This is a genomic window from Blautia glucerasea (assembly GCF_013304385.1).
Classification (GTDB): Bacteria; Bacillota; Clostridia; order Lachnospirales; family Lachnospiraceae; genus Blautia_A; species Blautia_A ammoniilytica.
The window spans coordinates 30,786-48,191 of record NZ_JAAITU010000036.1; the positions used below are offsets into that span (position 1 = coordinate 30,786).

Genomic DNA, 17,406 nt, shown 5'->3' on the forward strand with positions numbered 1-17,406 from the left:
ATGCGATTATTTGATAAAAGGACACCGCTTCAGAAGGAGTGGGAAAAGCTGGAAGTACAGGAGCAGAGATTCCTTCAGAAGCGTTCAGAGAAAAGGGAGAGCATTCTGAATCAGAAACTGGAGGAAAAGATACCGCCGAAACTTCAGAAAACATTGGATACCGCTTTTGCGAAGGCATTTGCTCTGATTTTCGAGAAAGGAACCGGGGTTATTGAAAAGACGTATCAGCGGACAAAACTGGAGCAGGATTATCAGGTGCGGCAGTATATGGCGGATGTAAAGCAGAATTCCAAATCCCTCCGCTCTTTTTCTAAAAAGGCAAGAGATACGGGAACAAAGAATTTACTGCTATCCGGTGTGTCTGGAATCGGGATGGGCGTATTGGGAATCGGTCTGCCGGATATTCCGGTATTTACAGGGATGATTTTAAAGAATATTTATGAGACTGCTCTGCAGTATGGATACAGCTATGAAAGCAGGGAAGAAAAATATTTTATCTTATTATTGATCCGGGGAGCAGTATCCTATGGGGATACACTTTGTGAGATTGACGGGAAAGTAAATGAATTTATCAGAAACGGAATACTGCCGGAAGAGTATCAGGATAAGGAGCAGATCGAACAAACGGCGGGCGCTTTGTCAAAAGAGCTTCTGTATATGAAGTTCTTACAGGGAATTCCGGTGGTTGGTGCTGTAGGCGGAGCTTATGATGCAGTCTACATGAAACGGATCACAGAGTATGCAGAGCTGAAATACTGGCACAGGTATCTGGCGGGGCGGAAAAAGGCAGAGAATGGACAATTATGTAAAAGGTGTAAAAGTTATAGAGATATATGATGCCGCAAATAAGGAATTGCTGGTAAAGTATGATGATAAGCATAATATAGACAAGGTTATTTCTGCTTTAAATATAAAATCATGGAAAGAGACAGAAAAAAGCATAGGTATGAACCCTAAATATACCATAAAATTTTATTGCGATACTACGAACCAAGATGAAGAAAAAGATATAAAAGAAATTACCCTTTATGAAAATGGGGAATATGCTACGATTTTTATTACTTCTCCTGGCGGAGTAAAACAAAACTATAAAACGAGCATTGATATTTCTGAATTGGTTATCTAATAATATTTGTGTAATGAGAATGAAAATCTAATTCTTTCAAGTTTAACTAAGACATTCCCGGAGCAAATGCTCATGGCATTGAAGCGGATACAAACACTATTGTTTGATAGAAATAAGAGAGGTTATTTATAATAAAATGAGCCGCCAGAACTGTAGGGGTGATGCAGTACGGGCGGCTCATTTTCTATCTAAACGGATGTATCCGGAAGTTCCGGCAGTTGATCGGTGAGTTCTTCATATCCGAGAATATCTCCGGCACATGGCATCGATTGCCCTGTTCCCTGCTGTGGTTTCCGGAAGTACAGCCGATACCGATGTCCCTCTAGGAGTTTGATATTCTTTTCCAGTGAGAAGGCGTATTCCTTTCCGTTATCACTGGCAAACCAATATTGCTGGTTTTTCCCGAAGAGTGTCTGTTCCCGTTTCGTGCAGCTTACGTCCAGTGACAGATAAGCATGTGTATGGATCAGGTGGTAGAAACTGAGTGCACGCAAGATGCTGCAGATTCCGATGAGGAGGCTCATGAGGATAAAGAGCCGGTCATGGGTGGCGATCCCGAAGATGCACCCAAAAAGTACACAGAAAAAGCCGATTGCACTGATGGCAACCAGCTTTGTGAAAAATGGTTTTGGCATAAGGTTCCTTCCTTTAACATGTATGAAATGTGATTTGTTTATTCAGGTACAAATTAGCAATAGCCTGCAGCACTGGATACTGGGTATGGTGAATCTGGACATCATCCACAAGTGTTTGGTAAGTTGTCTCCGGTTCTGTGTATAACTCATCCATAATATCCGATTCGTTGTGGATTACTTTTTCCTGCTCCATACTTGTGACAAGCTCAGCGGTCGTGAGGGATACCTTATCAGCCAGCTTCAGAATGGTATCTTCCATCGGTGAAGAGGGTTTCTTCTTTAAATATCTGCCAAACTCTTTTGCACCAATAGTTCCTTCCAGATAAAGCTGAACGCAGCCAAAGAGCCGGATGGGAAAGGTATCCTTCAAGGGAATAATGGTCAGACTGCCGAGAAGGCGATATAAGGCATCCACCCCTGTCAGTCCAATTCCGCTTACAACCAGACCGCGTAAGGAAAGTCGGTTCAGATAGTGTTGGAAGGATAAGCCTTTCGGACCTTCTTTCTGTATCTGGCGCAGGGTATAGGCATCCTGGAGTTCATGGAGCGTCAGAATCTGGAAGGCAAGACAGCTCCAGAGCAGCAGCTCGTCATCCGATAGTCCATATTCTTGTCCATCGTTGATTACAAGAGGAATGGATTTTCCGCCTGTCGTTTTTTGAAATTTTAAGGTTCCGACAGCAGTATAAAGTGTCAGCATAAAAGTTCCCTCCTTCAAGGTTAAGTCAGAAGTGCATAGAGTGCATCATCCTGCTGTAATAGTTTCCGTGCTTTGCTCTGCCATGCCCGTACACGATTGGCTGGTACTTGGTAGTGTTTTGCCAAGTCAAAGCTGGTATATCCCTGCTGTTGCAGATAGAGGGCTACAATTCCCTTCTGAATAGTTGAGGACTGTCCGGTGCCAAGCTGGGTTAAATGCTCAAGAAGCAAGGTCTGGTTTGTGTCCTTTTCCGGGTGAGTTGTTTGTGTATCCTCGTAGGAAAACAAATCACGATAATGGAGATGTTCATCTTCAGATGATGCTTCGTCCAGAGAACAGAGCATGGAGCGGTCACGGGCAATTTTCCGCCAGTAGTCAAAGATGGCATGACGGATGATAGTTTTGGCATAAGGCTGGAATGATCTTCCTTCCTCAAATCCGACAGCCGACCGGCACAAAGCCAGATATCCAATCTGACATAATTCCTGTTGTTCTTCCTCAGTTACATAGGCAGCGGTGCGGGTCATGGAACGAATCATGATCGGAACCAGATCCATGGATTTTTCCACCAGTTGTTTTTGCTTTTTATTTAGTGGTAAGGTCATCATCAATCACCGCCTTTCAGCTGGCTGCCCGGAGGCGGAAGGGAATATGGTTGTTCTTTAAAACATCTGCGGATTCCCGAATGAGCTGGTCGCACATATAGTTGCTGAACTGTCCGATGTGAGCCTGCTTATCTGTCAGACAGAACTTATCTGCCACCCAGCGATATGCTTCCGGTTTGGAAAGGATGCCCTGTTGCCAGATCTGATCGAAAATTCGATGTGCCTGAATCCGCTTTTGACGAAGCTCCCGGTTGGCGAGCGTTCCTTTTGGTATCTTGGTTCCCGGATGTACCCCGACATAGGAATTGCAGGATGGATAGTGGGAGCAGACATAAACCTGTCCGCCATGAGAATGCGTTCCATATACAAAGGATGCATCTCTTAATATTGCTGTTCCGCCGCAGTAAGGGCAGCGGATGATTTTTGGTTTCTTCATCTGTTTTCACCTCGCTTGTACATACACGATACGTAACGTGTACGTGAATAACCAGTACGTACTGTATACTTATATTGTAAGTAAGCAGGTGATGAATTCCCATAGGACGCAAGCGGATACTGATCCCAGATTCGGACTAAATGGCACGAATCCCCATTTTTCAGATGCCGGGATAGAAAATTGCTCGGATGAGCGGGAATAAGCCGCTGTCTGTGAAACGTGGATAATTAACCGGTGTAAAGATGAACTTCTCACAGAAAATCCGTAGCAGGAATAAGCTGATCAGTACCAGACAGAGCAGGTAAGTGTTCCTGCGCCTTCTGGTCCATGGCTTTTTCGGACGGAATTTCACATACAGGACAAAAATCATGGGAATAAATATCAGGTTCGTAAAGACCTGATCGATACATTGGATGATTGAAATTACGTTTAACATAGGCAGTGCCTCCTTTCTTTACATATCCTGTACGTATAAGAGCCTGAAAGTGCAACTTTTTGTTACCAGTCATATTGCTGGTTCTCCTGAAGCCGGAGCAGTGCCGGAATGGGACATGGCTTTAAAGGCAGCTTCTGAGCGGCCAGATAGGGCAGATAAAGCTCTGTAAAAGCAGCAATGCTCATGCTTCCGGTACATTCGGTTGGCTCCGGTATCCGGGGAAACAAAAGCGCTGCATCTGAAAGAGGGAGGATGCAGGGGCTTCCCGTTTCATCCGGATGGAATAAAAAGCCAGAGTTCTCACAGCTTTCCTGTGCGTTACAAGTGCGGCACCAGACGTAGATACAGGAGTGCCAGTTCCCTTCACAGAGGTTCAGAAAATGACGGATGTGCTTGGCATCTGTCTTGCAGTGGGGGTGTTTCATATTCATCACCTACTAAAGAAGCAGGCAGTTCCATGTGGGAGCTGCCTGCAGGAGTCTTCGTTATGAGTTACTGATGTTTCTTTTTGCGTTTGAAGTAAACGATGCCCAGGACACTTGCACCTGCAAGTGCAGCTATGGCGATTCCGGCATACAGGAGAAGCGGCGTCTCATCGCCGGTCTTTACAGGCGGAGCTACCGGAGGCGTCTCCGGTTCTTTCGGAAGCTCCGTCATGTGTACGGTCTGACCTTCATCCTTCAGATCCTCATGGGAAGCAATCTCATGCTCGGTTTTTCCGTCTGTATAGTAGAGCTTTTCAAAGACAACCACATCCTGTCCGGCAAGAGCAGAAGCGTCGAAGGTAAAGGTAACTTCCACAGAGCCGCCAGCTTTTTCTGCTTTAAATTCTGCCTGAGCGGTAACTGGTTTTCCGTCTTTTAACAAAGCCTCTCCGGTTTCCTTATTCATCAGGGTTCCGATGACTTTGTACTCAGATCCAGGCATCAGACCATGATAAGTGACCGTATCTACGATAGTCGCTTCCTTGGAAGCAGAGACATCCTGATCCCCGTCACTGCCGTCTTTGGCTGTGGTTTTGATTTCCGGGAAGTAGATGGTCTGGTTGGCATCTTTGATGTCCGCATGTACCGCTACTTCGTGATCTTCAAAAGTCATTGTTTCAAATGCCACGAGCGTTTTTCCGGAAAGTGCAGAGGCATCAAAGGTAAAGGAAAGCTCTACGCTGCCGTTAGCTTCTTCCGGAGTGAAACTTGTTTCTGCAGTCACAGCTTTGCCATCCACATCGAAAGGTTTTTCGGTTTCCGCATCCATGAGTGTTCCTGTCAGCTTGTACTCTTTGCCTGGGATCAGGTTTTTGTATTCCACAAGGTCTGTAAGCGTCAGTTCTTTTTCCGGTTTTGCATAGTGTGTGCCGGAAGCAGCATCTGTTGCAGTGGTTTTGATTTCCGGGAAGTAAATAGTCTGTCCTTCATCCGCAATGTCTGTGTGTACGGCAACTTCCTTGTCTTTGTAAGCCAGGGATTCAAAGACAACTACTGTTTTCCCTTTTAAGGAGCTGGCATCAAAGGTAAAGGTAACATCTACCGTACCAGCGGATTCTTTTGGCTTGAAGGATGCTTTTGCTGTCACCGGTTTTCCGTCTGCTTCGACTGGTTTCTTTGTTTCTTTATCTATCAGAGTTCCAGTCACTTCATATTTCTGGTTAGGAACCAGCCCCTTAAAGGAAACCGTATCCACCAGCGTGATTTCTTCCTTTGCACAGGAAATATTGGAGTTCGTGTCCGCATCTTTCGCAGTAGTCTTGATTTCCGGGAAATAGATGGTCTGGTCTTCATCGTTGATGTCGGTATGGACTGCAAGCTGCATCTCATCCTGATATAATTCCTCGAAGACAACGGTTGTTTTTCCCTTTAAGGAAGTTGCATCAAAGGTAAAGGTTACTTTGACGGAGCCGGAGGATTTCTTTGCAGTAAATTCAGTTTCAGAAATCACCGGTTTTTCATCCACAAGGATTGGTTCCCCGGTTTTTTTATCCATTAAGGTTCCAGTCAGTTTGTATTTCTGGCCCTTTTTCAGTCCTTCGTATTCCACAACGTCTTCAATGGCCACTTCTTTTGCCGGCTGGCTCATGTGTGTACCGGTCTCGGCATCCAGAGCAGTCGTGCCGATCTCAATGGCATCATCGGTCAGAGTTCCAACCTGTATCAGAACAGAATCCTTATAAACCTTGACTTCAAAGGTTAAAAGATCCATGCCTTTGTTGGAATCACAACGCTGTTCCGCCAGAGTGTAAGTATCGTAAATGAGAGCGCCTTTGGAATCATCCGGTTTGGAGGTGCCGAACCAGATGCCGTCTTCCGAAGACTCACCCCGGTTGGTATTTGCGGTATGTTTGTTCCATTTGGAGGAAGTGCTGGCATAACCGTTGGCATCTGTCACAATCACATGGCTTTCGCCTGTTGTTTTGGAAGTGATCTTAAATGGCACATTTGCCAGACGGTTCTGGCTGCCGTCAGCAATCTTGACAAATTCCAGATCCCCGCGGATGACCTGATTGGAGATGGAATTGTCTTTTGCAGTCAGTTCCACGATTTTTCCCTGTTCTGTGATGTCAAATTCTACAGAGATCTTTCCGCTGTTCAGATAACCGGAAGGTGCAGTTGTTTCATCCACACGGTAATGTCCGAATGGGAGAGCATCTTTTGCAGTTGCAGCAGAACCGGATTTATCGGCAGTAAGTGTAAGGACAACCTGATCTTTCGTGTAGGATGTTCCGTCTACTAATACCGGATTTTCATTTAACGTAGTGATCGCAAAGACAGTACCTTCCAAAGTGGCAGAACCCTGCGGTTTTGCTTCTCCGGTCTCGCTGTCACGTTTCTGGATCTTCACTCCGCCACGGATGACAGATTCTTCTATGGTAGAAGACTGGTATACCGAAACCATTTCCTGCTTACCGTCACCTGTAATTTTCTGTACGAAGACAGTTGGATTGAGCTGGTATCCGGCAGGGGCTTTGCTTTCCTGTACCGTTATGGTACCGAGCGGAAGACAGACGGTCTTGCCATCACTGGTATAGTAAAAGGCATCGCCGCTTACAAAGGAATCTTTGGTAAAATGCATCTTTCCGGAAACATCTGTTTTTAATACCCAGGTACGTGCCGGTTTCTTTCCAGCTTCCGCAGGATCACTGTCAGACTGCTCGGTATAGAACTTGACTGTAAATTCTGCGTTTGCAAGGGAAGCTGCTCCCTGTGGGGAGGCTTTCTTTGTTTCGGCATCCAGCTTTTCAAGCACCAGATTCATGGGATTATTCTGCGGAATATCTGTTACGTTTGCAGCAGAAGTCTGTTCTGCTTTTACGGTGACTTTGTGAGCTTTGGTGTCTACAATGTAGCCTTTGGAAGCAGAGAGCTCTTTTATGGTATAATCGCCTTCCTCCAGTTCGCCGGATCTGGCATACCCGTTTTCATCAGTGGTCAGTTTCTGGATGAGCTTCTCACCCTGATAGATCCCATACACAGCACCCTTTAAGCTGTAATTCGGATTCCCGTCCGATACGCTTCCGTTGGCAGAAGATTTTTTCAGTTCGATCCAGCCGTTTGGAACCTGATACCAGCTTCCGGCAATGGTCTGGCTGCCCTGTCCCGGAACGATGAATGCCCGGAAGCCTTCCGGCGGGTTCGGAAGTCCCTGAATGGCACTGGCTACTTCCAGTGCTTTATCAATATAGGACTGCGGGGCGCCATGGAAAGCTCCGGTGTCAGCGGAATTACCGGCATAGATGTAAGCGACAACCAGATGTCCGATGACATAGCTGTTATCATCACTCCAGCCACTGAAATATTTATCCTTGACGACTTTATCGTAGCCGTAACCGCCGTTTAAGTAGTAGAGCGCTTTTCTGAGCGGGGAGTTCTGGCTTAAAAGGTCATAGGAATAGGAACCAGAGGAAGGTGTTTTCTTCAGTGGTTCCACGCAGTAGGCAGTATTGCTCCCGTCAAAGCTCATGCGGGAGGTAAAATAGCTGCCGTAAGGGATATTGGCACCTGCCTTATAGCTGATGGTGCCGTCGGCTGCATGAACCGGAAAACTGCCGGAAAACAATGCGCCGACTGCGACAAGGACTGCCAGCAGCATAGCCAGCGTCCGTCTGGTATAGGATTTGTATGTCTGTAACATAAGTCTCCTCCTTCTTGAAGTTCAAATGAAAAGGGCAGCGTCAGTGCTGCCAAAAGTTACACAGCCTGTTTCTTCTGTTTCGCAAGGATTTCCAGAAGCTCCTGCCGATCTGTGGTAATCAGCTCCTTTTCCAGATTGGAAGCCTTAAATTCCACAGTGATGTTATTGTTGTTGGTTGAGATCAGACCGTTGCCCCGCTGGAAATGGGTGATGTTCATTACTTCTGTTTCCGATAGATGCAGGATAGTCTTCACCCGCTGTGCCTCTTCATCCTCCATGTTCAGGATAATCTTGGTCTTGCAGTTATTGATGATACCCTTGCCGTACTTCCCGTCATCCAGAGCAAAGAAGTCGTTTAAATCCTGTGTGGCAAAGATGCCGGCTCCGGAGTAAGCACGGATGATCTTGGCAATCTCCAGTACGAATTCCGCTGCAAGCCGGTTGCTGGATGCACCGATGAGCTGCCAGACCTCATCGACAAAGATGGCTTTCTCTTCGGTACGGTTTTCCTTCGCTTTATCCCAGACATAATCCAGGGCAACGAACATGCCGACCGTTAAAAGATCGCTGGAACCGGTCAGTTCGGAGATATCCAGTACCGTATATTTATTGGTCAGGTCCACATTGGTCTGCTGGTTAAAGGAAGAAGCAGAACCGTGAACCAGGCGGTTCAGGATATGAGCCAGACGTTTGGTATCCTCGCTTTCCAGCAGGACATTGTAGACATCCTCCAGAATGGGCATCTTTTTGTACTGCTCCGGATGCTGCGGATCTGTCAGGGATTCATTTTTATGTGTAATCCCTTTTCTGGCATAGGTTTTGATTAGGGCTTCATCCAGAAGCTGCTTCTCCTCATGGGACATATCCGGGATCAGCAGACTGAAGAAGATGTGAAGCCTTTGGATCTTGCCTGCCAGTGCGGAGGCATCCAGTGTCGGTCCGTCCAGCAGTTCATTTACAGAATTGTCTACCTTCCGGATTTCCATGATGTTGATACAGTTCTTACTGGCAGGAGAGATCTGGATAAATTCTCCGCCGACATTCCTTGCAGCCCGGTAAAATTCGTGTCCCTTTAGCGGAGCGATGATGAACACCTGGATGCCTTTTCTTCGCATCCTTAGTGCCATGGTCTGCATGGTGAAGGTCTTTCCTGCTCCCGAACAGCCTAAGATACAGATGTTGCTGTTCTTGTACTGCCTGGAATCAAAGATATCCGCAATGACCAGGGAATTGTTATGCTTGTTTACCCCAAAGAGGATTCCGTTATCATCGCAGATACTGTAGCTGACGAAGGGATAGCAGCTTGCCGCCCCGGAAGTCAGTACGTTCCGCTTGGACAGCTTAAAAAGCTTCTTGTCCAGATTTGCCAGCGGCAGAGAGGATAAAAATCCCTGCTCCTGTAAAAAGTAGCAGGAGTGTAAGTTCATATCCTGCGAGATCAGGAGCTTTTTCATTTCCTGAATCCGCCACTGCAGTTCTTCCAACGTGGAAGCAGTAATGGTGATGAGAAGATTCATGTAATAGAAATCTTCGTTGTTGGCAAGTCCCTGCTTCAGAAAATATCCGGAGCGGATGGCAGAATCCAGATCGTCATAATCAGTGTTGGTATCGGACGCATCCTTTAATTTGGAACGGTTGATACGGATCTGCTGACCGAGACGCTGCTGAATCTTGTCCTTTGGCTGTTTCTGGAGAAAGAAATCAATATCAATCCCTTCCCCGGCATTGACAAGGAGTGACAGCCATCCGGGAGTTACCCGGTTTTTGTAGCCGTCAGACGGCACAAGCAGGTAGGAATGGTAAAGCCCATTGATCTGCACATAATGGGAGTGCTTGAAATCCACACTTTCCGGTGCGAGAAACTCGTTGATCCGGATGTGATCCAGTTCCTCCATGCGATTTTCCTTTGTATAGGCGGACAGTACAGTGCTGATCCGGTTCGAAAGCGGAACCTCCGTACAAAGGGTACGGTTTAAAAGGGTGTAGAGAACATCCGTAGTAAATTCATCCTCATTGTCATGGGAGACCACTTCATTCCCGCACTGGTATAGAAAGGTTTTGGCGGTCTGGGAGGCTGTCTCAAGAGCAGCAAGGATTTCCCGTTCCTCTTCCTTTCGGTTTGCGTTGAATGGTTCATATTCAAAGATCAGAAAGAACCGTCTGGATACTGCTTCTCTGGAACTTAAGTTCTGGACAAACTGGATGTAGTCACGCTGCAGTTCCTGACAGTGGGGATCGGTTTCCCGCTCCAGCTCCAGCTGGGACTGCTCCAGATGCTTATTGATGTCTGCTTTTTTGGAGATCATCTTGATCTGGAGTTTGACAGGGCTGATCTTTAAGTAACTGATAAAGCTGTAGATAATGCCCTGCTGTTCCCTGGCACTTCGAAGCAGAAAGTTGATTGGTTCAATCTCCAGGATCTTCACGTACCGTCCGTCTGTGGTATAGACGATTCCGTTTGCGATTTTTTCCACCGGAAGATAATCCTCCAAGGTCTGGTCTTTCTTTCGCTTTTTCCGGGAAACGGGTTTTGACGTGGCAGATGAGGTGTCCTCCTTGGAAACCACCTTTTTTTTCTGCTCTTTTTTTGCAGCCCGCTTTTCGGAAACTGCCCGTTTTTCTTCCTCCTTTCGTCTCCGGGCTTCCGTTTTTTTCTGTATTTTTATCTGTTTCGCCGCCTCTTTTTTCTGTCGGCTGGCTTCTTTCTGCTCCCACTTCAGATAACGGATATCTTCCTTTGCCTGTTTTTTGATGCCCCGCTTGGTGGAGGTATCAAACTGCCGGTGTTCTTTTTTTTTACTTTTTGGCGGAGCTGGTGCGTCCGGTTCAGACTGTGGGGGAGCCGATGCCATTACTTTGGAAGGCTCTGCCATTTTTTCTGCTTTCCGGTGTTTCTTTGTCTTTGGCTCTTTGAAACGTGGTTTCCTGCGTGGCTTTCCTTCCGGAAGACTGTCGGACCTCCAGATTACCCTGCGGTTCACTACAAAACGCAGGGCATTCATCAAAAAGGCAGTGATGCTCTCCCCGCCGATTCCAATCAGGGCTACCATTGCCGCTGGAAGTGCGGTCATGCAGAGAATGATGATGCGGGCAGTCAGGGACAGCGGCAGGTGGAAAACAGGGATACCGATTGCCAGGGAAAGAACAATGCTTTCTATGGCATTGCGGATGTCAAAAGTTCCGTTTAGGATCTTGCCTTTCTCAATGAAGTTGGAAGGGATAAAGGAAACCGGTGTTTCTTCTGGCTGTGTCATGGCTGCACCTCCTTTTTCGTATCTTTCGCATCTTCGGAAGGCACAGAGGCACTGCCGGATTCTGTGTCCGGAGCTTCCGGGCTGTCAGAAGTATCCGGATACCCGCCTTCCTGCAGGTGTTCAATGTCCTGCGAAGTCAGGGACGGCAGGGAATCATCGGTTTGCTTTTCGTAAACAGTCGTATCTGCAGAGACCTGTACCCCGTCTTCTCCAAATAAAAACACACCCGTCGGGGTGTGGTAGGTAACCGGAAGCGTATCCTGATCGGAAAGTGAAAACATCAGGCAGACGGTTGTTTCGGTAGGGTAGCTGGTTTTTTCCGGCAGGAAGGTGATGCTTGTCTGTTCTTTTTTGACATACTCTTTTAGGTAGACAGGAAACTGCCCTTTGAGAGAAGCAATCTGGCTGTCGGAGAAAAATGCTTTTAAAGCATCAAAATCCAGATATTCCGGCATGGGGGTATCAGAATTTGTTTCTGTTGTTTCCTTTGCCGGTTCCCTGCCTTTGTTTCCGGAAGCTTCTTTTTTCTGGCTTTTCCAGAAACTGGGGAGAACCAGTCCGGCAAGCAGCAGAAACAGCATCAGAAAAATGGAAAGAATCACTTTTGTTCTGTTCATAATGGCTCCTTTATTTTTTGTCGAAGATCCAGTAGGCATTTGCCGTAGCATGGATTTCCGACATCATATCAAATTCACGGTTAATATAGTTCTTTGCGTCACTGTCATTGGGATCATTGACCAGTACCTTGCCGTTTGCCGTAACACCTCGGAGTACGATGAAGTGTCCGCCGCTGGTGAAAAGTCCTGCCCGCTGAGAGGAGATGACCGGACAGCCTTCGGAGAGTGCCTGAAGTACCGTATTGGCATTGCTGGTCTGTGTGACGCTGCCACAGCCGAAATGACTGGCTGCAGCCTGAAAGTAGCTCCAGTAGGTTCCAACTCCCGGCTTGTAATAGGAATTCCCGCACCATGCCACCGCATCCGGAGGGGTAATGGTATTCCCGGTCAGGTAGCTGGCGATCATGGCAAAGCTGGTAGGCCCGCAGCCGGAAGATGCGATGGAGCCGCCGCCATAAGGAATGTTCCCGTAATCGGTCTGGAGATAGTGCGGAATCTGCATTCCGTTTGCCGGATAGCTTCCGCCGGTATTGGTAATCTGATAATACCGGAGAACATGCTCCACATATTCCTTGTCCCCATACCGGTCATAATGCCAGTTCGGACGGGCACACATCATATCCGAATAAGCAATGGCGTTTTCTTTGGTATAACCGCCGTCACGTTCCATTGCCCAGTCGATATAGCCGGAGCCGTAATTGTAACCCTGAAGCGCCAGCTTGATGCGGTCCAGGTCGGTAGGTCCGGTACATCCTGCTTTATCCAGTGCATACTTTAATTCCTGAATCCCACATTCGATGGAATAAGCAGGATCGGTGATGCCGTTGGGGACATGGGGGTATTTCTTATTAAAGCCGCCTTCTGCCGCCTGCATGGGATCGCTTCCACGCCCGCCGCTTTCCTGCATCATGACTGCCATGAGGAGTTCCACATAAGCTTCCATGCCGTATTTCTGTGCGACCTGCTGGATGGTAGCCCGGTAAGCCAGCACCTCATCGCTGACACCTACCGCCATGGCAAGACCGGAAGCGGAGCCGCCAAAGAACATGGTCAGGTTTTCCACATAACTGTCTGCCGTTTTTTTCTGCTTATCGGTCAGATGAAAGACGTGATCTGCAAAGTAGGCATCTCCGGCATAGCTGACCGTGTAGGTATGGCGGGTAAAAGTAACCTTTCTGGGTGGTGCATTTTCCTCTTCCGCCGGAACTTCCACCGTGGCCGTTTCTGAAGTAACGTCATAAGAAAAAAGCCCGTCCTCGTTTTCCCGGATCAGGCTTTTGAGTTTGCTGATATTTATATTTTTATAGTCATCCTGGCTGGCACAAAACTGTGCGATGAGCTGGTTCGCATTTACGATGATACTGGAAGCGTAAGGATCGCTGATAGAGGCAGTATCTCCTTCCGGGAGTCTGGCAATTTCCGCATTGATCTTAGCAAGCAGTGCATCATGGCTTTCCTGAAGCACCTCCACGATTGCCTGATTGGAAGCCCGGATATTTTCACTGATTACCGTGTTGCTGGTCAGTGCTCCGGTATTTTCAGAGAGGTCTCCGAAGACGAGTCCCGGAAGCATGACAAGGAACAGAATGGGAAGCATCAGTACACCGCCGACGGCTGCTCCAGTTTTCGCAAGGGTGCGCCTGTGCCGGAATACTGTACCGATGACAGCAAGAGGACTGCCCATCAAGGCTGTTTTTGGCATGTTACATACGCTCCTTTCGCTGTGGGGCTGGCGGCAGTTTCTGGACAATGGATTCATTGTAGGCTACTTTGCCGCTGCCGGAAGTATATGGTGTTTTTTCGACCGTATCCTGTGCATACTGCTTGTACCAGGTGGAACCATCCACGGACTGTACCGTAGAGTAGGAGCCCTGAGTAGGAGCTGCATACTGGTCGGCATGGTACAGGGCAAAATCCCGGTTTCCGGAGCTTCCGGTTTCGGTACCGGTGATCCTTCCGCCACCGATTTCTACATTATCATAGGAAGAACCGCCGCCCGGATTGATGCCCATATAGGAAGTAAAGGCTTTCTGTGCGTCTGCTCCCTTGATGGAACCTACCTGACCGTAATTTCCCTGTGCAATGTTGCTGATGACCTGATTGGCAAAGTCTCCGCCTTTGTTCAGGGATGACTGGTAGAGCATGTTTCCGATACTGCTGTGTTCGGTATAACCGGTTGCGGAATTGACCGCTTCTCTTTGTACCTGTCTTCCCACTGCCCCGGCAAGCCCGCCGGATAGGAAGCTTCCTGCGACAGCCGCACTTCCGGGAGAAGAGGCTTTGTGGTAGCCGCCACCACCATGGGAACGCATGGAACCGGTCAGGCTCCGTCCTGCAATCAGAAGTTCAGCCATCATGTTTCCTCCGGTATTGCCGACATTGATGCCAAGCGATGCCAGAAAAGAATCAATTTTCTGGGATACCTTTAAAAAGGCAATGGCACACAGGAACCAGACGAAGACATTTCCGGTTACCGCTTCCTTTCCCTGACTGGCAACTGCCGCTTCCACGTCTGCTTCCGTAAGCTCCGCTGCAAAGACCGGCATGGAGCAAAACAGTACCAGACAGGCAGTTAGTACCAGGAATGGTATGAGTTTCTTTCTAAGTTTCATTTTGGTCCTCCTTTCTTATAGGGATAACGGATTGGCAAGGAAGGTGCCGACCATAGAAGTAAACAGCCGCAGGCACCACGCATTCATCAGAAGCAAAAAGAACTGGCCGCCAAGCATCCGGCACCAGCTTTTGAAGATATTTCCGGTTGACTGGCTGGCACCCATGGAAAAAGCTGCCGGGGCTGTGTAGACCAGTACCCCCAGAAGAATATAGCGTTCTGCCGCTTCAAAGAGCAGTTTGATGTAGTTCCACGCCAGAATCAGTACCAGAATCAGTGCAATGATGGCTACCGCCCCATTTGCACAGACTCCCAGGATGACTGTGACTACGGAGTTAAAATCCGCAAATTTTAAAGGCGGCAGGTCTTCCGTCAGAATCCAGTTGTACGGTGTTCCTGAAATCTTCAGGAGCAGATCCACAATATCTTTCGCATAGAAGGTGAGAAAGATAAAGAGGAAGGAACGGATGGACAGCTTAATGGGATCTTCCGCTTCGATACCGGCTCCCATAAAGTAATTTTTAAAGAGCTGCCATACCCAGTTTAAGAGGATCAGCCCGATGCCCAGTGCCAGAAAGACCTGATACATGGTCTCGGCAGCAGGAAAGTAGCGAAGAAACGTATCCATGGAACAGCCCAGAGCACCGAGGACTGAAGTGGTGATCAGATCCAGAATGTTCATGACCTGTTCGGCAATCCATTCCACGATTCCGTCAAGTATTCCCATAGTGGCATCTCCTTTCGTCTATCCGTTCCATTTTCCGCCTGCAAAGAACGGGGTGATGTAAGCCATGATAAAGCCAAGCCCGTTTAAGATCGCCCAGGTAATGACGATACGCTTGAGCCATGCACGTGATTCGTCCACGGTTTTTCCGCTTTTGGAAAAATTCATCATCAGAAGGGCAACCGATGCCGTTACGACTGCAGCAATGGTGGAAATGAGGATAATCTGGTTATAGACATCCTTCATGATCTCATTGGCTTTGGTCCAGATGGTAGCGGCAAAAACCGGCTGTGTGTATCCGCAGAGGACTGTGACAGCCAGAAATGCAGCATACAGGCATCTGCCATAATTGACATGCCGTTTTGTGTCCGGCGGAGCGTTTTTCAGTTTGTGTTTCACGTAAAAGTACCTCCTTTTTATAAGAGCGGCAGGAGAATTACCTCCCCTGCCTTTGCTTATGGTTTTCCTGCCTCAAGAAAGGACGCAGCCCGGTCAATGCAGGCTGCGTCCTAAATCAAAGTATGAAATTGTAAAGATCCTCCTATCTTACAGAAAAAACGCAGCTTATTTGCCGCAGGAGAGGCTTCCCATACGGCAGTGCTGCGTTTCGTTCTGCATATAATTTTGACAATATCAATTTTAACATGGGTAAATTACCGCTACAATCGCAGGACTGTGCCAGTTACAGACGATGGAGTGCCAAAAATGTGACCAACGCTAAAAGCGTTATAAATGCAATCCTTATGGATACTGTAAGCGTGATTTGCAACCAATTATACTGGATTTACATGACTAATGCTTTAAGCGTTAGTGAATACTGGAAGGAGGAGGTGTGCGTGTGAAAGGAATGGGAAAGGCAATCCGCAGGTACAGGGAAGAGGCAGGAATTACGCAGGAGAGACTGGCTGAACTGGTGGATATCAGTACCAACCATCTGGGTGCGATTGAGCGGGAAGTGAAAACACCTACGATGGAAACATTTGTAAAGCTGTTGAATGTATTAGGTGCGGAACCGAATGAAGTGCTGAAGGAAGTGATTCCTCTTACCAGAATGGAACATACTTCTGTAGTGGAAGGAAAGCTGGAAAGGCTCACACCGAAGAAGCAGGAAAGCGTGCTTCGGATGCTGGATGTGATAATTGAAGAGATGATGAAATAGAAGCTGTCTGCGAAATTGCCGCAGGCAGTTTTTTTGAAAGCTGTATATGCAATAAAACACATAAAAATATGCGATTTATGATGAAAGTGATTGCAAGATTTGATATAGTAATCCTAAAAGCATTATAAAACTAATTCTTAAAGGATGACTATAATATGAAAAAGGGATATGTGGGATTATTGGCATGTGCGTCAGGAATTCTGATCGGACTGGGAATCAGCCGGCTGGATCTGACAGGTTATCTTGAAAAAACACAGGAGCAGGAATATCACCCGGTAGAAAGAAAGGTGCCTGAATCAGTAGAAAGCAAGCTGAAAGATCCAAAACAGTGCTGGCTGTGTGGAAGCGATGAACGGAGTATGATGGATTATTTCCGGAAGTTTGACGATCTGGGAGTGATCTGTACCAATCACTGGTATGTGATGGATATGCATATCCGGAATCATGATGAGGACGGGAATCTTACCGGCCCGCAGGGAAACGGGCATATGGGTTATACCGGGACAGGAGAAGGCGGCTGCTTTTTCCATACGGAGCAGATGTCGGATTACGGGATTTCCGAAGTATCGGTGGATTACGGGGAAGATAGTATCTTCGATGTGAAAAAAGTACAGAACCATCTGTGTCAGGAATGCCTGGATAAGCTGGTGGAAAGCATGGAGGTATTCTGTGAGGAAACGCAAAAACCCAAGCCCCGTGATCTGGTACTGGTGGATTTTCAGACATTGGAGCTGTACGCCATTCAGGAGCATAATGCGGGATACTTTATCCGGGATTATTATGTGGAAATTGAGTCGGAGGAAGATGGGGTGGAAGTAAAGGCATTTTACTGCCCGAAGCTTAATAACGGGAAAAAGGATGGAGAATAAATTGAGGTTTGCATTGGTGAGGAGTATAATGTAAGTACGTGTTATGTATTGGAAAAACTGTTAAGGAAACAATCGGAGTTGGTGTAAACGAAAAAGCAGCCTTGAGTTC

At 47.4% G+C, this 17,406-nt stretch carries 17 protein-coding genes; 4 read left to right on the forward strand and 13 right to left on the reverse strand.

The genetic code is table 11. The features are described from left to right. Entirely contained in the window at positions 1 to 837 is an 837-nt protein-coding gene (locus G5B11_RS13500) for an EcsC family protein (protein WP_148462129.1), read from the forward strand. Then, positions 794 to 1,126 carry a DUF5301 domain-containing protein gene (locus G5B11_RS13505; RefSeq protein ID WP_005333498.1) on the forward strand — a complete coding sequence of 111 codons (333 nt, stop codon included), beginning with the start codon at positions 794 to 796 and terminating at the stop codon, positions 1,124 to 1,126. The genes G5B11_RS13500 and G5B11_RS13505 overlap by 44 nt, the downstream gene beginning before the upstream one ends. A 188-nt stretch (positions 1,127 to 1,314) precedes the next feature. On the opposite strand, the gene G5B11_RS13510 is transcribed toward G5B11_RS13505, so the two are convergent. The 13 genes from G5B11_RS13510 to G5B11_RS13570 all read right to left on the reverse strand — a co-directional run bounded on the left by G5B11_RS13510 (position 1,315) and on the right by G5B11_RS13570 (position 15,668). Then, complete coding sequence (locus G5B11_RS13510; RefSeq protein WP_005333500.1) at positions 1,315 to 1,761, reverse strand: hypothetical protein; 447 nt, start codon at positions 1,759 to 1,761, stop codon at positions 1,315 to 1,317. Between the two features lie 13 nt (positions 1,762 to 1,774). Continuing rightward, positions 1,775 to 2,461: a hypothetical protein gene (locus G5B11_RS13515; protein WP_005333502.1), complete on the reverse strand. Its 687-nt coding sequence runs from the start codon at positions 2,459 to 2,461 to the stop codon at positions 1,775 to 1,777. A 20-nt stretch (positions 2,462 to 2,481) separates the two neighbouring features. Beyond that, positions 2,482 to 3,069, reverse strand: coding sequence for a sigma-70 family RNA polymerase sigma factor (locus G5B11_RS13520; protein WP_005333504.1), 588 nt, complete (start codon positions 3,067 to 3,069; stop codon positions 2,482 to 2,484). 13 nt (positions 3,070 to 3,082) lie between these two features. Next, a complete protein-coding gene (locus G5B11_RS13525) occupies positions 3,083 to 3,502 on the reverse strand; it encodes a DUF3268 family zinc-finger domain-containing protein (protein ID WP_005333505.1) in 420 nt (139 codons plus the stop codon). 160 nt (positions 3,503 to 3,662) lie between these two features. After that, complete coding sequence (locus G5B11_RS13530; RefSeq protein ID WP_008373818.1) at positions 3,663 to 3,938, reverse strand: hypothetical protein; 276 nt, start codon at positions 3,936 to 3,938, stop codon at positions 3,663 to 3,665. Between the two features lie 62 nt (positions 3,939 to 4,000). Next, positions 4,001 to 4,363 carry a hypothetical protein gene (locus G5B11_RS13535; RefSeq protein WP_040015509.1) on the reverse strand — a complete coding sequence of 121 codons (363 nt, stop codon included), beginning with the start codon at positions 4,361 to 4,363 and terminating at the stop codon, positions 4,001 to 4,003. A 67-nt stretch (positions 4,364 to 4,430) separates the two neighbouring features. Then, entirely contained in the window at positions 4,431 to 8,063 is a 3,633-nt protein-coding gene (locus tag G5B11_RS13540) for a VaFE repeat-containing surface-anchored protein (RefSeq protein WP_244093016.1), read from the reverse strand. 56 nt (positions 8,064 to 8,119) lie between these two features. Then, positions 8,120 to 11,317, reverse strand: a complete 3,198-nt coding sequence (locus G5B11_RS13545) for a TraG/VirB4 family ATPase (protein ID WP_023921581.1) — start codon at positions 11,315 to 11,317, stop codon at positions 8,120 to 8,122. Next, on the reverse strand, positions 11,314 to 11,934 hold the full coding sequence (locus tag G5B11_RS13550) for a DUF5038 domain-containing protein (protein ID WP_023921583.1): 621 nt from the start codon (positions 11,932 to 11,934) through the stop codon (positions 11,314 to 11,316). Before G5B11_RS13550 ends, G5B11_RS13545 begins: the two co-directional genes overlap by 4 nt. A gap of 10 nt (positions 11,935 to 11,944) precedes the next feature. Further along, on the reverse strand, positions 11,945 to 13,636 hold the full coding sequence (locus G5B11_RS13555; protein ID WP_005333517.1) for a lysozyme family protein: 1,692 nt from the start codon (positions 13,634 to 13,636) through the stop codon (positions 11,945 to 11,947). Position 13,637: 1 nt separating this feature from the next. Next, a complete protein-coding gene (locus G5B11_RS13560; protein WP_005333520.1) occupies positions 13,638 to 14,546 on the reverse strand; it encodes a hypothetical protein in 909 nt (302 codons plus the stop codon). 15 nt (positions 14,547 to 14,561) lie between these two features. Continuing rightward, complete coding sequence (locus tag G5B11_RS13565) at positions 14,562 to 15,272, reverse strand: hypothetical protein (protein ID WP_005333522.1); 711 nt, start codon at positions 15,270 to 15,272, stop codon at positions 14,562 to 14,564. Between the two features lie 18 nt (positions 15,273 to 15,290). After that, the gene (locus tag G5B11_RS13570; protein WP_005333524.1) at positions 15,291 to 15,668 is read right to left on the reverse strand and encodes a hypothetical protein; all 378 of its coding nucleotides are present in this window, start codon (positions 15,666 to 15,668) and stop codon (positions 15,291 to 15,293) included. Positions 15,669 to 16,116: 448 nt separating this feature from the next. On the opposite strand from G5B11_RS13570, the gene G5B11_RS13575 reads away from it, so the two are divergent. Together G5B11_RS13575 and G5B11_RS13580 are read left to right on the forward strand one after the other, a co-directional pair. Next, complete coding sequence (locus tag G5B11_RS13575; RefSeq protein WP_179960461.1) at positions 16,117 to 16,428, forward strand: helix-turn-helix domain-containing protein; 312 nt, start codon at positions 16,117 to 16,119, stop codon at positions 16,426 to 16,428. 155 nt (positions 16,429 to 16,583) lie between these two features. Next, entirely contained in the window at positions 16,584 to 17,297 is a 714-nt protein-coding gene (locus tag G5B11_RS13580) for a hypothetical protein (protein ID WP_005333529.1), read from the forward strand. The last annotated feature ends 109 nt before the right edge of the window (positions 17,298 to 17,406 follow it).

Coding starts and splice junctions, on each gene's coding strand:
- G5B11_RS13500 (WP_148462129.1), top strand. CDS start 1: ATGCGATTATTTGATAAAAGGACACCGCTTCAGAAGGAGTGGGAAAAG.
- G5B11_RS13505 (WP_005333498.1), top strand. CDS start 794: ATGGACAATTATGTAAAAGGTGTAAAAGTTATAGAGATATATGATGCC.
- G5B11_RS13560 (WP_005333520.1), bottom strand. CDS start 14,546: ATGAAACTTAGAAAGAAACTCATACCATTCCTGGTACTAACTGCCTGT.
- G5B11_RS13545 (WP_023921581.1), bottom strand. CDS start 11,317: ATGACACAGCCAGAAGAAACACCGGTTTCCTTTATCCCTTCCAACTTC.
- G5B11_RS13555 (WP_005333517.1), bottom strand. CDS start 13,636: ATGCCAAAAACAGCCTTGATGGGCAGTCCTCTTGCTGTCATCGGTACA.
- G5B11_RS13565 (WP_005333522.1), bottom strand. CDS start 15,272: ATGGGAATACTTGACGGAATCGTGGAATGGATTGCCGAACAGGTCATG.
- G5B11_RS13510 (WP_005333500.1), bottom strand. CDS start 1,761: ATGCCAAAACCATTTTTCACAAAGCTGGTTGCCATCAGTGCAATCGGC.
- G5B11_RS13525 (WP_005333505.1), bottom strand. CDS start 3,502: ATGAAGAAACCAAAAATCATCCGCTGCCCTTACTGCGGCGGAACAGCA.
- G5B11_RS13540 (WP_244093016.1), bottom strand. CDS start 8,063: ATGTTACAGACATACAAATCCTATACCAGACGGACGCTGGCTATGCTG.
- G5B11_RS13515 (WP_005333502.1), bottom strand. CDS start 2,461: ATGCTGACACTTTATACTGCTGTCGGAACCTTAAAATTTCAAAAAACG.
- G5B11_RS13580 (WP_005333529.1), top strand. CDS start 16,584: ATGAAAAAGGGATATGTGGGATTATTGGCATGTGCGTCAGGAATTCTG.
- G5B11_RS13535 (WP_040015509.1), bottom strand. CDS start 4,363: ATGAAACACCCCCACTGCAAGACAGATGCCAAGCACATCCGTCATTTT.
- G5B11_RS13520 (WP_005333504.1), bottom strand. CDS start 3,069: ATGATGACCTTACCACTAAATAAAAAGCAAAAACAACTGGTGGAAAAA.
- G5B11_RS13530 (WP_008373818.1), bottom strand. CDS start 3,938: ATGTTAAACGTAATTTCAATCATCCAATGTATCGATCAGGTCTTTACG.
- G5B11_RS13550 (WP_023921583.1), bottom strand. CDS start 11,934: ATGAACAGAACAAAAGTGATTCTTTCCATTTTTCTGATGCTGTTTCTG.
- G5B11_RS13575 (WP_179960461.1), top strand. CDS start 16,117: ATGGGAAAGGCAATCCGCAGGTACAGGGAAGAGGCAGGAATTACGCAG.